The 13,741-nt window shown below is 55.4% G+C and carries 13 protein-coding genes and 1 pseudogene; 8 read left to right on the forward strand and 6 right to left on the reverse strand.

Annotated elements, in window-relative coordinates; genetic code table 11:
* The 6 genes and pseudogenes from PFH44_RS18405 to PFH44_RS18430 all read left to right on the forward strand — a co-directional run.
* A pseudogene (locus PFH44_RS18405) lies at window positions 1-398 on the forward strand (transcriptional regulator); the annotation flags it as partial.
* Window positions 399-897: 499 nt separating this feature from the next.
* Complete coding sequence (locus PFH44_RS18410) at window positions 898-1,506, forward strand: fimbrial protein (protein WP_076945914.1); 609 nt, start codon at window positions 898-900, stop codon at window positions 1,504-1,506.
* A 95-nt stretch (window positions 1,507-1,601) separates the two neighbouring features.
* Entirely contained in the window at window positions 1,602-2,303 is a 702-nt protein-coding gene (locus PFH44_RS18415) for a fimbrial biogenesis chaperone (RefSeq protein WP_041147074.1), read from the forward strand.
* Window positions 2,304-2,314: 11 nt separating this feature from the next.
* Window positions 2,315-4,801 carry a fimbria/pilus outer membrane usher protein gene (locus tag PFH44_RS18420; protein WP_283825767.1) on the forward strand — a complete coding sequence of 829 codons (2,487 nt, stop codon included), beginning with the start codon at window positions 2,315-2,317 and terminating at the stop codon, window positions 4,799-4,801.
* Window positions 4,792-5,787 (forward strand): fimbrial protein, encoded by a 996-nt coding sequence (locus PFH44_RS18425; RefSeq protein WP_283825768.1) that lies wholly within the window; start codon window positions 4,792-4,794, stop codon window positions 5,785-5,787. The genes PFH44_RS18420 and PFH44_RS18425 overlap by 10 nt, the downstream gene beginning before the upstream one ends.
* A gap of 68 nt (window positions 5,788-5,855) precedes the next feature.
* Window positions 5,856-6,452, forward strand: a complete 597-nt coding sequence (locus PFH44_RS18430) for a fimbrial protein (protein ID WP_227544463.1) — start codon at window positions 5,856-5,858, stop codon at window positions 6,450-6,452.
* Window positions 6,453-6,542: 90 nt separating this feature from the next.
* On the opposite strand, the gene mrkJ is transcribed toward PFH44_RS18430, so the two are convergent.
* From mrkJ to PFH44_RS18460, 6 genes are all read right to left on the reverse strand, one after another.
* Window positions 6,543-7,259, reverse strand: coding sequence for a cyclic-di-GMP phosphodiesterase MrkJ (mrkJ, locus tag PFH44_RS18435; RefSeq protein ID WP_045857365.1), 717 nt, complete (start codon window positions 7,257-7,259; stop codon window positions 6,543-6,545).
* A gap of 158 nt (window positions 7,260-7,417) precedes the next feature.
* Complete coding sequence (locus tag PFH44_RS18440) at window positions 7,418-8,002, reverse strand: helix-turn-helix domain-containing protein (protein WP_283825769.1); 585 nt, start codon at window positions 8,000-8,002, stop codon at window positions 7,418-7,420.
* A 4-nt stretch (window positions 8,003-8,006) separates the two neighbouring features.
* Entirely contained in the window at window positions 8,007-8,711 is a 705-nt protein-coding gene (locus tag PFH44_RS18445; protein ID WP_045857369.1) for a flagellar brake protein, read from the reverse strand.
* A 402-nt stretch (window positions 8,712-9,113) separates the two neighbouring features.
* On the reverse strand, window positions 9,114-9,980 hold the full coding sequence (locus PFH44_RS18450; RefSeq protein ID WP_045857371.1) for an oxidoreductase: 867 nt from the start codon (window positions 9,978-9,980) through the stop codon (window positions 9,114-9,116).
* Window positions 9,981-10,096: 116 nt separating this feature from the next.
* Entirely contained in the window at window positions 10,097-11,326 is a 1,230-nt protein-coding gene (locus tag PFH44_RS18455) for an amino acid permease (protein WP_045857373.1), read from the reverse strand.
* Window positions 11,327-11,461: 135 nt separating this feature from the next.
* Entirely contained in the window at window positions 11,462-11,923 is a 462-nt protein-coding gene (locus tag PFH44_RS18460; RefSeq protein ID WP_045857375.1) for a multidrug/biocide efflux PACE transporter, read from the reverse strand.
* 141 nt (window positions 11,924-12,064) lie between these two features.
* Between PFH44_RS18460 and PFH44_RS18465 the strand changes: the two genes are divergently transcribed.
* Together PFH44_RS18465 and PFH44_RS18470 are read left to right on the forward strand one after the other, a co-directional pair.
* Window positions 12,065-12,934: a LysR family transcriptional regulator gene (locus PFH44_RS18465; RefSeq protein ID WP_283825770.1), complete on the forward strand. Its 870-nt coding sequence runs from the start codon at window positions 12,065-12,067 to the stop codon at window positions 12,932-12,934.
* A 115-nt stretch (window positions 12,935-13,049) separates the two neighbouring features.
* Window positions 13,050-13,741 (forward strand): thiolase family protein (locus PFH44_RS18470; RefSeq protein ID WP_283825771.1); only part of this gene is annotated, 692 nt, incomplete at its 3' end.

Genomic DNA, 13,741 nt, shown 5'->3' on the forward strand with positions numbered 1-13,741 from the left:
GGAAGGGCGCGCTGACGCTGACCACCCGAACGCCGGTTAATTTACGCCACGCCAGGACCTGCTACGATCATCTCGCCGGCGAGCTGGCGGTGGCCATTTATCAATTTTTACTGCGCGAGGCCTGGATTACGCCCGACGGTTCGGCGGTAACGCCTGCGGGGGAAGCACACTTTTCCCGTCTGGGGATTGCCTTAACCGGCGATGGTCGACGCAAAGCGTGCTGCGCCTGCCTGGACTGGAGCGAAAGGCGCTTTCACGCCGGCGGGATCGTCGGCGCCGCACTCCTGCAGCATGGTCAGCTGCAGGGCTGGTTTGTGCTGACGCCGGGATTTCGCGAGGTTTCCGTCAGCGCGGAAGGAAAGCGCGCCCTGGCCCGGCACTTCCAGCTGCCGCTGTAGGACCGCAGGGCTCCGGGCCCGGCCGCCAGCGCAAACCGGCGGCTGAACGTTTCTTATTGAACCGCCGGGCGCTATTCCCGCGACTTTCTCCTCGCTATTATTCAGATTGTTCCCGATGGTCATCAAATAGCAATATTTGTCATGATATTTACCTCCACAAATATATCCCTTGCGCCTTATCCCTTCTGAAGTAAATAACACAATTATCGTTTGTGGTTATTGTTTGTCAATAATTGATAGGTGATAGCTATCGTCAGCGTGATGTAACAAGTTATAAGCAAATGTATATTTATCAGCGAAAAATAGCATTCTTTGACGCCGACAGCATTATCGAGTTCATTATTTGAATTCGCGTCCTGACGCCTTAAATATTGCGGCTTCCGGTCAGTCGAAGTTTCTATTCACAGTTGCAGCGATGGGCATCGCATAACGTTTCTTATCGTCTGCAGATTTACTGTTGGTTTATTGATACAAAACTCACTCTGACAAGGAAATGGCAATGAAAAAGGTTCTTCTCTCTGCAGCAATGGCAACGGCATTTTTCGGTATGGCAGCGGCAAATGCGGCTGATACCACTGTTGGCGGTGGCCAGGTTAATTTCTTCGGTAAAGTTACCGACGTATCTTGTACTGTTTCTGTAAACGGTCAGGGCAGCGATGCTAACGTTTACCTCTCTCCGGTAACCTTAACTGAAGTGAAAGCGGCGGGTGCAGACACCTACCTGAAACCGAAATCTTTCACCATTGACGTATCTGATTGCCAGGCTGCCGACGGCACCAAACAAGACGACGTGTCTAAACTGGGCGTGAACTGGACCGGCGGTAACCTGCTGGCTGGCGCTGCTGGCAAACAGGTTGGCTACCTGGCTAACACCGAAGCTGCCGGCGCACAAAACATCCAGCTGGTTCTGTCTACAGACGATGCCACTACTCTGAACAACAAAATCATCCCGGGCGACAGCACTCAGCCTAAAGCAACTGGCGATGCTTCTGCCGTTCAGGATGGCGCGCGCTTCACCTACTTCGTTGGCTATGCTACCAGCACCCCGGCTACCGTAACTACCGGCGTGGTTAACAGCTACGCGACTTACGAAATTACCTACCAGTAATTATCGTCTGAAAATAAACCGCCTTGCTCGAGGCGGTTATATGCATTGATAAAGCGGCAGCCGCTGCCGCTTATTTTTTCCCGTCTGAGGTCAGCATGAAGCGTATTGCCCTTTGTTTCTGTTTCATTTTTAGTTTTGCGGCCCACGCCAATAATATTATTGTTAACGGCACCCGCTTTATTTATCCCGGAAATGAAAAAGAAATAACGGTACAGCTTTCGAATACCGCCGACCGTCCGGCGCTGGCGCAGGCCTGGCTGGATAACGGCAACGCTGACGCCACGCCGGATACGATTACCACGCCATTTATTATTACCCCGCCAATATCCCGCGTGGATGCTAAAAGCGGGCAGACCTTACGTATTAAGCTTGGCAGCAGCGCCGGGCTTGCCAAAGATAAAGAGACGCTGTGGTGGCTTAATCTGCTGGAAATACCGCCGGTAGAGGCTAATCAAAAAAATGAAGGACAGAACATCCTGCAGCTGGCGATTCGTTCGCGCTTTAAGTTTATCTACCGCCCGACCGGACTGGGCAACCGCGACGCTGCGCCGGAGAAATTAGCGCTTTCGGCCAGCGGCAGCAGCCTGTCGGTCAGCAACCCTACGCCATTTTATCTCACCGTAAGCCGTATTTCCCGCGACGGCGGCAAGGCCCTGAACGGCAAAACGGTGATGCTCGCTCCACAGTCCAGTCAGACCGTAGCCCTCTCTTCTGCCGTGAGCAGAGGCGAGACCCTGACGATTAATAACATCAATGACTATGGCGCAGATGTGGCAGTGAAAGTAGCCGTTAAATAAGGGACACTATCATGAAGCAGAGGACCATCTGCCCGGGAAGGTTAAGTTCGGCGATCGCGATGGCGCTGCTCTGCTTTCCGCCATTTTCCAGCGGACAGGAAAGCCCGGGAACGGTATACCAGTTTAACGACGGTTTTATCGTTGGCAGCCGAGAAAAGGTCGATCTGTCACGCTTCTCCGCCAGCGCCATCTCTGAGGGCACCTATTCCCTCGACGTCTACACCAACAGCGAGTGGAAAGGGCGCTATGAGCTGCAGGTCACCCGCGATAAAGACGGCAATATGGGGATCTGCTACACCAAAGAGATGCTCGAGCGCTACGGCATTGCCGCGGAAAAGCTCAATCCGCAGCTGGGGAAGCAGGAAGGCTACTGCGGACGTCTGAAGGAGTGGCGTAACGAAGAAAACGTTAAAGACAACCTGATTCAGTCCTCCCTGCGGCTGGAAATTTCCGTGCCGCAAATCTATGAAGATCAGCGCCTGAAAAACTATGTCAGCCCGGAGTTCTGGGATAAAGGCATTGCGGCGCTGAACCTCGGCTGGATGGCCAACACCTGGACCAGCCACACCTCGGGGAATAACGGCTCCGATAACAGCAGCGCCTATCTGGGACTTAACGCCGGTCTCTCCTGGGACGGCTGGCTGCTCAAGCACGTTGGTAACCTGAACTGGCAGCAGCAGCAGGGCAAAGCGCACTGGAACAGCAACCAGACCTATCTCCAGCGGCCGATCCCGCAGATCAACTCGATCGTCAGCGGCGGGCAGATTTTTACCAACGGCGAATTCTTCGACACCATTGGCCTGCGCGGAGTCAACCTGGCGACCGATGACAACATGTTCCCTGACGGAATGCGCTCCTACGCGCCGGAAATTCGCGGCGTGGCGCAGAGCAACGCCCTGGTAACGGTGCGTCAGGGCAGCAACATTATCTATCAGACCTCGGTACCGCCGGGTCCGTTTACCCTGCAGGACGTCTACCCCTCTGGCTACGGTAACGATCTGGAAGTCTCGGTCAAAGAGGCCGACGGTTCGGTGCAGGTCTTTAGCGTTCCCTATGCCTCGGTGGCGCAGCTGCTGCGTCCGGGGATGACCCGCTATGCGCTGTCGGCCGGTAAGGTCGATGACAGCGGGCTGCGTAACAAGCCGATGCTCTACCAGGCGACCTGGCAGCACGGCCTGAATAACGTCTTTACCGGCTATACCGGCGTCACCGGCTTTGACGATTACCAGGCGTTCCTGCTGGGGACCGGGATGAATACCGGCATCGGTGCGCTGTCGTTTGATATCACCCAGTCCCGGCTGAAGAGCGATACCCTCGACGAGAGCGGCCAGAGCTACCGCGCCACCTTTAACCGCATGTTTACCGATACCCAGACCAGCATCGTGCTGGCGGCCTATCGCTACTCCACCAAAGGCTACTACAACCTGAACGACGCGCTGTACGCCGTCGACCAGGAGAAGAACCGCAACAGCAGCTACACCCTGTGGCGGCAGAAAAACGGCATGACCTTCACGGTTAACCAGAACCTGCCGGACGGCTGGGGCGGCTTTTATCTCAGCGGCCGGATCTCCGATTACTGGAACCGCTCGGGCACCGAGAAGCAGTATCAGCTCAGCTACAACAATATGTTCGGCCGACTCTCGTGGTCCGCCAGCGCGCAGCGCGTTTATACGCCGGACAGCTCCGGCCACAATCGCGACGACCGCATCTCGCTTAACTTCAGCTATCCGCTGTGGTTTGGCGAGAATCGGACCGCCAACCTGACGTCGAATACCTCGTTTAATAACTCGCGCTTTAGCAGTTCGCAGATTGGCATCAACGGTTCGCTGGATAGCGAGAACAACCTCAACTACGGCGTCTCGACCACCACCGCCACCGGCGGCCAGCACGATGTCGCGCTGAACGGAAGCTACCGCACGCCGTGGACCACCCTGAACGGCAGCTATAGCCAGGGCGAGGGATATCGCCAGAGCGGCCTCGGTGCCAGCGGGACGCTGATCGCCCATCGCCACGGCGTGGTGTTCTCGCCGGAAAGCGGCAGCACGATGGCGCTTATCGAAGCGAAAGATGCCGCAGGTGCGATGCTGCCTGGCTCGCCGGGCACCCGCGTCGACGGCAACGGCTACGCCATCCTGCCGTATCTGCGCCCGTACCGGATTAACTCCATCGAGATCGATCCGAAGGGCAGCCATGACGATATCGCCTTCGATCGCACCGTGGCCCAGGTGGTGCCGTGGGAAGGCAGCGTGGTGAAGGTGTCGTTTGGCACCACGGTGCAGAACAACGTGACGATTATGGCGCGCCAGGCGAATAGCCAGCCGCTGCCGTTCGCTGCCAGCATTTTCGACCCGAGCGGCAAAGAGATTGGCGTGGTCGGCCAGGGCAGCATGATGTTTATCAGTGACGCCAGCGTTCAGCACGCGACCGTTAAGTGGAGCGGCGGGCAGTGCACGGTGGAACTGGGCAAGGCAAAATCAAAGGAAAGGGTATGTCGCTGAGTAAACAACTGACGCTTTTTATTGGCCTGATGGCGCTGGGGACCACCTCCGCCTGGGCCGCCTGTACGCGCCTGTCGCAGTCGACGGTGAACCTGGATATGGTCGTCGGCAGGGTTGTGGTTCCGCCCGATCTGCCGGTGGGCTCGGTGATTGTTTCCCGGGACTGGACGATGAGCGCGCCGGGTGGGGCCAGCTACAGCTGCACGGCCGGCACCAACCGCTTTGCGGCGAAAATCGTCTCTACCGGTTCGACCGATCTGGGCAATAAGGTCTACTCCACCAACGTGCCGGGTATCGGCATGCGCTTCAGCCGCGGCGGCGCGACGGTGAATATCACCTATCCAGACGTTTTCTCATCCACCATCACCCGGACCACCAACTACTCTCTGGAAGGGTCCCGCTTTACGCTGGAGATCATTAAAACCGCCGCGGTCACCGGCAGCGGTACCCTGGCGGCGGGGAAATATACCTCCTACGACTGGGAGCGGGGCAGCAACCCGATTCTGGAAACCTACCTCAGCGCCAATGCGATTACCGTGGTTTCGCCCTCCTGTACGGTGCTCGGCGGTAAGAATATGAACGTTGACGTCGGGACCATTAAGCGCAGCGATCTGAACGGCGTCGGCACCTACGCCGGCGGTAAAAATTTTAATATTGAGCTGCAGTGCAGCGGCGGGTTGAGCACCACCGGCTATGCCAATATCGAGGCCTCTTTCTCCGGTACCCTTGCCACCGGCACGACCCTCACCCGTGGCGCGCTGCTGAACGAAAAGGCCGGCAGCTCTATGGCTAAAGGGATTGGGATTCAGGTGCTGAAAGGCGGCGTGCCGGTTGAGTTCAATAAGAATTACAACGTCGGGACCTTAAGCAACCAGGAAACCCGCTATATCACGCTACCTTTCCTTGCGCGTTTTTATCAGTACGCGGCGGCCACCAGCACCGGCGAGGTTGAGTCTCACATGATCTTTAACCTGACGTACGATTAATTCGGGAGGCGGGGATGAAGGAAAATGGATCTAAGAACGGCGGCAAACGATTTGCCGGCCTGCTGGCGATGAGCGGCCTGCTTGTTGCCTCTTCCGCCGCGGGTTTTATGACCAACTACGATAACGGGCGGGTGGATTTTGCCGGCCGGGTAACGGACATCTCCTGCAGCGTGGCGCTTAACGGCGGCCATAATGCCGGCAGCGGCAGCGTCTGGCTGGCGCCGGTGAGCCTGGCGGAGGTACACGATCGCGGGGCCGGGGCCTTTATGAAAGCGCAGCCTTTTACCCTGGAGCTGTCGAACTGCCAGCTGCGCCATGACGGCGGCGCGGCGGACCAAAGCGAAGTCCGCTCGGTGAACGTTCGCTGGATCGACGGATTTATGGTCAATACCGTCAACAATGAAAATGCGGGCTATCTGGCGAATACGCTGCCGGACGGCGCGCGTAACATCTATCTGGCGCTGTCGACCAATGACAACAATACGCTGGATAAGAGCAATAAAATTGTTCCGGCAGACCCGCTGCAAAACCGGGTGCAGATTAAAGAAAAAGCGGTAGATGGCGGCGTATTTACCTATTATATCGGTTACGTCTCGCCGGCGCCGGAAAAAGCCACCTCGGGGCCGATGACCAGCTGGGCAACCTGGGAGCTGGTATATAATTAAGGGCCCGCGCGACGGGCAGCAAAAGCGCACTTTTGGCTAAGTTAATGACCTTGTGAAAATGAAAAAAAATGCCGGCATGCCCGGCATTTTTTAAATCACTTTATCTTCTTCGACCAGCTGTTCAATGCTGACTTCTTTCCAGTAGTGGCCCTGAATGGCGAACCACGACATTCCCTGTAGCCACTTTTTATGCGCCTCGCTCTCGACGCCTTCGATAATAACGTTATGGCCATTATGGGAAAGGAATGTCACCAGCGCATCCATTAGCGGGCGCCCGGACTCTTTTTGCATTAAGTGCCAGAAAAAGTTTTTATCAATTTTTACATAATCGAAATGATATCCGCGAATAGCGTTAATGCCCGCATTGCCGGCGCCGAAATCATCCAGCCAGAGGGTGCTGGTTTGCGTACTTTGCCAGGCGCTAAGTGCATTATTAAGCAGGTTATTGGAATTTTCCGTCACTTCAAAATGCACGCAGCCGAGGCTCTCAATATAGGCTTCGATCTGCGGCTGGCGTATAATGCTGAGGATATGGTCGTCAACGTTGATGGTGGCAGAGATATTATTTTTAATAAACCATGCCTTATGCTTTGCAATCAGCGCCAGCTGCTCCATGAAAATACTTTCGCGCAGCGCTTTGCTGGCGTGGCGGAAGAAAAACTCGGGCGCCACGGGAATATGATCGAAGCGGCTCAGGCATTCAACGGCAACCAGCTGGTCCTGCGGTGAGAACATTTTCTGAAAAACATAACGAACAGAGATATCGCCACGTGATAAATTGTGATCTGAAAATATATTAGCGTTCATTTTCTCGTGTCGGAAATTTAGCAAGCGTACGCTGCAGGGTAGAATTATTATAAGTGACCTTCATGCCGTTGTGAATTTTTATTAAAAGCAAGTGACCAATTGATGACAGTATTTTGATTGGTCACTCGCTTTTTTTCAGAACGGGGTAAAAAAAGCCTCTAGCACTGATACATGTTGACTATTTTTTTATTCATAATCCGCGAACTGCCCATGCCGAGCTTCTTCATGATGTGAATTCGATGGCTGTGTACCGTTTTATGGTCAATGTTAAGCACCGCGGCGATACGCTTGTTGTTATAGCTGGCCATAATCAGCTCCAGCACCTGAATCTCTCTGACCGAGAGCTTTTTTTGCGTTAGCAGAAGCCGGTAATCCACGGCAGCGGTCGGCACGTTTGTGATGTCTGAAAAATCGTTAAGCGATGATTTTTCAGTTAAAATAATCAGGTTTTCCAGGAAGATAAGCTCCCGAAACAGCCCGGCAATGTCGCTCCTGACGATCAGCACCAGCCGAACGCAGCGCGCCAGGCTGAAGCGCAGTTTGTTAAGTAGATGCATCGTGTCAGCAGCAGAAATATCCTTATGAATGACGTTGAAAATAACGATTTTAGCCTGAGGGAGCGCCTCCCCCTGCATGATATTCTGATAGCTTAAGGCGGTAATGTTTTTATCGTTATCAATCATATAACGCTGTATTGATTGACCGATGAGGTTATCATCGGTGTATAGCAATATACTCTCCAAGGGCTTAGACTCTCTTTTTTCTTTTCGCTTCCAGAATCAAATCAAGCATCATTTTCTCAATTTTTCTCTTATCGTCGTGGTGCCGGAACTTAAATTGACAGGAAACCTGATGATAGCTTTCCCCCTGTTCGTCACCCTCATCGAGGGTCACCAACACGACGTTTTTAACCACCAGATCGACGGTGATTTCCCCATATTCGGCGGCTGAAAGAATCGAATTTTTGAGGATTGAATTGTGGGTGAGAAATTTAAGGTTCGGGTTTTTGGCCATCAGCGCGCAGCCGCCATCTGAAATATCTTTAATTTCAAACGTGTAATTCTCACCATTCTTATGACGGCCATGACAAAAAAAATCATGCTTATGCTGTAGCCGAAACCGCGGATCGCGCCGCCTTTGGACCACCTGAATACATTCAGGCAGGGTAAATGAGACTTTATTACTTTTAGCGCTGCCGCTCCCCGAAAGTTTCTTCAGCGTTGAACAGAACTCTATCTTCCCTGAATCGCTATGCAGAACAAATTTGAACTTGTGCCCCGGAGGGATCTTACTGTGGGTAACGATGTGAAATTCTGAAAAATCAACACGTGCCAGCTGCGTAATGAAGTTTTTGTTATTATAGAAAATCTCTATCTCAGACTTTTTTCTGAGTTCCTCCCTGAAAATAGCAATGATCTCATACTTACTGGTCTTTATTGTTCCCTCTGTCATGTGAAGTCCTTGTTAATTTTTATATTGTGTGTGGATTTTTTTTATAGCAATGACAACATTCTGATTGTGTTAATCAGATGTTTTAATGAGCGTTTGATGTTATTAGCTATCTTTTTGGCTAAATTGATTTGTATAAACGTCGAATTGGCAGTTGTTTTTCCTGTAATCAAGAGTTCAAAAAATTAGGATAGATACAAACGACCGCGGCCTCCAATAAGGAGGCCGGTCTAAATAGTATAAATTGATGCTTTGTATAGGGTTACTTGCGAAAGGACGGCTGGGGCAAATACCCATTTGTGGGATCTATAGTGCCAGCAGCGTTGGGTTAATTCCAGGCAAATATTAGCTGCGGAATCCCCCCTGTCGCCATGCGCTTAGACGCGCCGGCGAGGGGGGAGCGGCTCAGACTTTGAGGTTATCTAAGGTGCTGAGCGCAGCGGCGGGCAGGGTTAAGGTGGCGGCGGCAAGGTTTTCTTCAAGATGCTGGAGCGATGAGGTCCCGGGGATAAGCAGGATATTGGCTGAACGCTGCAGCAGCCAGGCGAGGGCGACCTGCATTGGCGTCGCCGCAAGTTCGGCGGCGATATCGTTCAGCTCCTGCGCCTGCAGCGGCGTAAAGCCCCCAAGCGGGAAGAAGGGCACGTAGGCAATATTCTGCGCGGCCAGCGCGTCAATGAGCTCGTCGTCCTGGCGATTGGCGACGTTATATTGATTCTGCACGCAGACAACCGGCGTCATCTTTTGCGCGTCAGCGACCTGTGTGGCGGTAACGTTACTGAGCCCAATGTGGCGGATTAGCCCTCGCTCCTTTAGCTCAAGCAGCGTCGTCAGCGGGCCCTCCAGCGACCCTTCGGCCGGGCCATGGGGGCTCAGCATGCTGCGCAGGTTGACGACCTCCAGCACGTCGAGATTGAGGTTGCGCAGATTATCCTCAACCGCCTGGGTCAACTCCGCCGGCGACATAGCCGGGAGCCAGTTCCCTTTTTCATCGCGGCGGGCGCTGACTTTAGTCACGATACAGAGATCGTCAGAATAGGGATGCAGCGCCCTGCGGATCAGCTGGTTGGTGACGTGCGGGCCGTAAAAGTCCGAGGTATCGATATGGTTGACCCCCGCGTCCACCGCCGCCTGCAGTACGCGAACGGCGTTTTCAGGATCGGCTGGCGGGCCGAATACGCCGGGGCCTGCCAGCTGCATTGCCCCGTATCCCAGGCGATAAACCTGACGGTCGCCTAAGGTGCCGGTTCCGGATAGCCGTACGTTGGACATGGAAACTCCCCCTGATAATGTGCAAGTTCTAAGTGTAAACCGGTCAGGGGATTTGCAGCGGCGGGAATATTAGCAGAACGTGCGGCAACGACGGTGGCCGTTGCCGCAGGGGAGGATTAGCTAAAGAACATCACCGACACGCACAGCAGGCCGACGACCAGGGTGATGAAATTACCCGGCGATCGGTACGGCTTGAGGGCCGGGATGATGTACGTCGACAGGGTCGGCATGATGAACAGGATCATGGCGATCAGCGGTCCGCTGATGGCGTATATCATCGAGATGGCGTTGGGGTTAATAAAGCACACCGCGAAGGTCAGCGCCGAAACCAGCAGGATCGACATCGCGCGGTTAAAGGCGCGGCTTTTGCGAACTCCCATCTGCCCCAGAGAGGTTTTCACGATTTCGCTGGCGCCCTCAATCACCCCGAAGTAGGTCCCGAGGAAGGATTTTGACATCGCCACCACCGCCACGACGATCCCGGTTACCGCCAGCCAGGCCGGGGAGCCGGGCATCATCGACAGCGCGGAGAGGATGGTGACGCCTTCATCACGCGCGCTTTCAATATAGGTGGCCGGTATCGCCAGCAGGCAGCTGACGACAAAAAACAGCACGCTGGCGCAGATGATGGTGTAGGCCACTTTCATGATTTTTTTGCATTTACCCATCGCCTGCTCGCCGTATTTCTCCTGCTGGTCGATAGCAAAAGTTGAAATAATCGGCGTATGGCTAAAAGCGAAAACCATCACGGGGATTGAGATCCAGACCTGGTGGAGCGTATGCGGGTTCAGCTGCATCTGGCTGGTGAGGTGCGCGGGCTGCCAGTCGCCAATCAGGTAGATAGAGAGGAACAGGAAGCAGGCGATCAGCGGGAACACCAGAAAACCCATCACCTTAATGGTGATGTGACGACCCATCAGGAAGATCAGGTTTAGCACCAGCACTACGGCGAGGCTGAGCAGCGCGCGGACGCCGGGGGTGATCGGCATATGTCGCGCCAGCTGTTCGCCGAGAGAGTTGGTGATCGCCACGGCGTAAATCAGGACCACCACGAAAAAGGCGAGGAAGTAGAGCGCGGTGATCAGATTCCCGACCTTCTTGCCGTAATAGTGGTTGACCGCGCCGGTGATGCCAACGCCGGGTGCGACCTTAGCGGAGAGGATAAACTGGCTCAGCGCCCTGTGAGGCCAGTAGGTTAACGGCCACGCTACCAGCGCGGTGATGAGCAGAACAACGGCGCCGGCGGACCCTAGCTGGATCGGCAAAAACAGAGTGCCAGCGCCTACGGCAGTGCCATATAAGGCAAAACTCCAGAGAGTTTCTTCTTTAGACCAAATTTTAGACATTGTGTGAATTTATCAACCGTAAAACCAAAAAAAAGGAGTGTAATTTACCACATCTGCGTTTTGGTCGTGGCGATAGTTTTAGATGGCGGGCAGCAGCGAGGATCGCCGGGAACGACCCCGGCGATCCGCCTGCGTTTAGCTACGCGTAGGGATCTGCGTTTGACGGTACCTCAGTACCCGCACGCGCAGCGTGTCCCAGGCCCAGTTGAACAGCATGGTGTAGGGCAGGAAGAACAGCATAAAGCCGATTTCCAGCATAAACGCCTGCATCAGCGAGACGCCGAGCAGCTGCGCGACGGCGGTGACGCCGATAATGATAAATCCGCTCTCAAAGCCGATGGCGTGCAGGGCGCGAACCTTCAGGGTTCTTATCACGCGGGAAACCGGCCAGATACGGTCAAAAAGCGCGTTATAAATCAGGTTCCAGACCATCGCCAGGGTGGCGAGCAGAATGCTCAGGCCGCCCATTTCGACCACCGAGCGCTGCATCAGCCAGGCCGCGGTGGGGGCGAGGATCAGCGTGGCGAGGCCCTCAAAGCTGACCGCGTGAATAATACGTTCCGTCAGCGACTTACGCTGCAGGTTGCTCTGTTGCATGGTGTTTTACCTCCGGGTAAAGCCGTCGTTCACAGCCGTTTATTAGCGATGCAGGCTGAACGTGTTGTCAGAAATTACTCCGCATTTTATGGATAAATATGATAAACAAAAGATAGTATCCATCGATAAAGTAGATAGTTCATGCGCTATTCTCCCGAAGCTCTCACCGCTTTTGTCGAAGCCGCGGCCTGCGGCTCGTTTTCTGCCGCCGCGCGCCGCCTGCGCAAAAGCCAGTCCACCGTCAGCACCGCTATCTCAAACCTCGAGGCCGACCTCGGGGTGACCCTGTTCGATCGTACCGCCCGCCAGCCGGTGCTGACGCCGCAGGGCGAGCAGGTGCTGGGCTACGTGAAGGCGATTCTGGCGGCAAGCGACCGGCTCGATGAGCTGGCTATTTCTCTCTCCGGCGAAACGGAGGCCCGGCTCACCTTTGTGCTCTCCGATACGCTGCATCCCGATGTCCTTGAAGATCTGCTGGAGCAGTTCGACCGCCGTTTCCCGCACACCGAATTTGAGTGCCTGATCGGCGAGGATGAGGACGTTGTCGACCTGCTGCAAAAGGAGCGCGCGCAGGTGGGACTGGTTGAGGCCAGGGATAGCTATCCTCCGGAAATAGGCTGTACGCGCCTGCCGCTACAGACCGCGATGGCGATTTACGTGGCGCCCCGGCACCCGCTGGCGGCGCAGGAGAGGGTCGTCTGGGATGAGCTGCACAGCTGGCGCGAGCTGCGGCTGAGCACCTATCTGGAAAGCAGGAACGGTCCTGCCCACGGGCAGGTATGGTCGGCGCCCAACTATCTGCTGCTGCTCAGCATGGCGGTGCAGGGGCTGGGCTGGTGCATTTTGCCCTGCGCGCTGGTGGAGGAGTTTGCCGGCGTCGGCACGCTGGTGCCGCTCGACATTGCGGGCTGGCCGCGGATGATATCCGTGGATTTATTATGGAATAAGCGGGCGCCGCCGGGAGAGGCGGGGAGCTGGCTGCGTCAGCATTTGCAGCGCCAGGGGCAGTAAAATCGCCGCAAATCTTTGTGATTCACCTCACTTTTTTTAAACATTTGCGAAATTTTTTGATAACAATTCTCTACTATGTTGTTGTTTCTTTGCACAGGGCAGGCAGAGGTAGAGGATGAAAGATGTCGTGATCGTCGGCGCGCTGCGAACGCCTATTGGCTGCTTCCAGGGGACGCTATCGCGCCACTCGGCGGTGGAGCTGGGGAGTCTGGTGGTTAAGGCTTTGGTCGAACGCGCCGGAATCGATCCCCACGCTATTGATGAAGTGATCCTCGGGCAGGTTTTAACCGCCGGCACCGGGCAGAACCCTGCGCGCCAGTCGGCGATCCGCGGCGGGCTGCCGAATACCGTTTCGGCGATCACCATTAACGACGTCTGCGGTTCCGGGCTGAAGGCGCTGCATCTCGCTACGCAGGCCATTCAGTGCGGCGAGGCGGACGTGGTGATTGCCGGTGGTCAGGAGAATATGAGCCGCGCCCCGCACGTGTTGACCGACAGCCGCACCGGGGCCCAGCTGGGAAACAGCCAGCTGATCGACAGCCTGGTTCACGACGGCCTGTGGGACGCGTTCAATGATTACCATATGGGCGTGACGGCGGAAAACCTGGCGCGGGAGTACGGCATCAGCCGCGAGCTGCAGGACGCCTGGGCGCTGAGCTCGCAGCACAAGGCGCGGCGGGCGATCGACTCCGGCCGCTTTCGCGACGAGATTGTCCCGGTAATGACCGAGCAGAACGGCGCGCCGCGGCGGGTGGATACCGATGAGCAGCCGCGGGTGGACGCCAGCGCGGAAGGGCTGGCCTGTCT

Origin of the sequence: Klebsiella sp. Ech2A, assembly GCF_030078455.1 — a bacterium.
GTDB classification, from domain to species: Bacteria; Pseudomonadota; Gammaproteobacteria; order Enterobacterales; family Enterobacteriaceae; genus Klebsiella; species Klebsiella terrigena.

Excerpts from the sequence above, each read along its gene's own strand:
- PFH44_RS18465 (WP_283825770.1), top strand. The coding sequence starts at position 12,065 with ATGCGCTATTCTCCCGAAGCTCTCACCGCTTTTGTCGAAGCCGCGGCC.
- PFH44_RS18460 (WP_045857375.1), bottom strand. The coding sequence starts at position 11,923 with ATGCAACAGAGCAACCTGCAGCGTAAGTCGCTGACGGAACGTATTATT.
- PFH44_RS18450 (WP_045857371.1), bottom strand. The coding sequence starts at position 9,980 with ATGTCCAACGTACGGCTATCCGGAACCGGCACCTTAGGCGACCGTCAG.
- PFH44_RS18420 (WP_283825767.1), top strand. The coding sequence starts at position 2,315 with ATGAAGCAGAGGACCATCTGCCCGGGAAGGTTAAGTTCGGCGATCGCG.
- PFH44_RS18445 (WP_045857369.1), bottom strand. The coding sequence starts at position 8,711 with ATGACAGAGGGAACAATAAAGACCAGTAAGTATGAGATCATTGCTATT.
- PFH44_RS18415 (WP_041147074.1), top strand. The coding sequence starts at position 1,602 with ATGAAGCGTATTGCCCTTTGTTTCTGTTTCATTTTTAGTTTTGCGGCC.
- mrkJ (WP_045857365.1), bottom strand. The coding sequence starts at position 7,259 with ATGAACGCTAATATATTTTCAGATCACAATTTATCACGTGGCGATATC.
- PFH44_RS18455 (WP_045857373.1), bottom strand. The coding sequence starts at position 11,326 with ATGTCTAAAATTTGGTCTAAAGAAGAAACTCTCTGGAGTTTTGCCTTA.
- PFH44_RS18425 (WP_283825768.1), top strand. The coding sequence starts at position 4,792 with ATGTCGCTGAGTAAACAACTGACGCTTTTTATTGGCCTGATGGCGCTG.
- PFH44_RS18410 (WP_076945914.1), top strand. The coding sequence starts at position 898 with ATGAAAAAGGTTCTTCTCTCTGCAGCAATGGCAACGGCATTTTTCGGT.
- PFH44_RS18430 (WP_227544463.1), top strand. The coding sequence starts at position 5,856 with ATGAGCGGCCTGCTTGTTGCCTCTTCCGCCGCGGGTTTTATGACCAAC.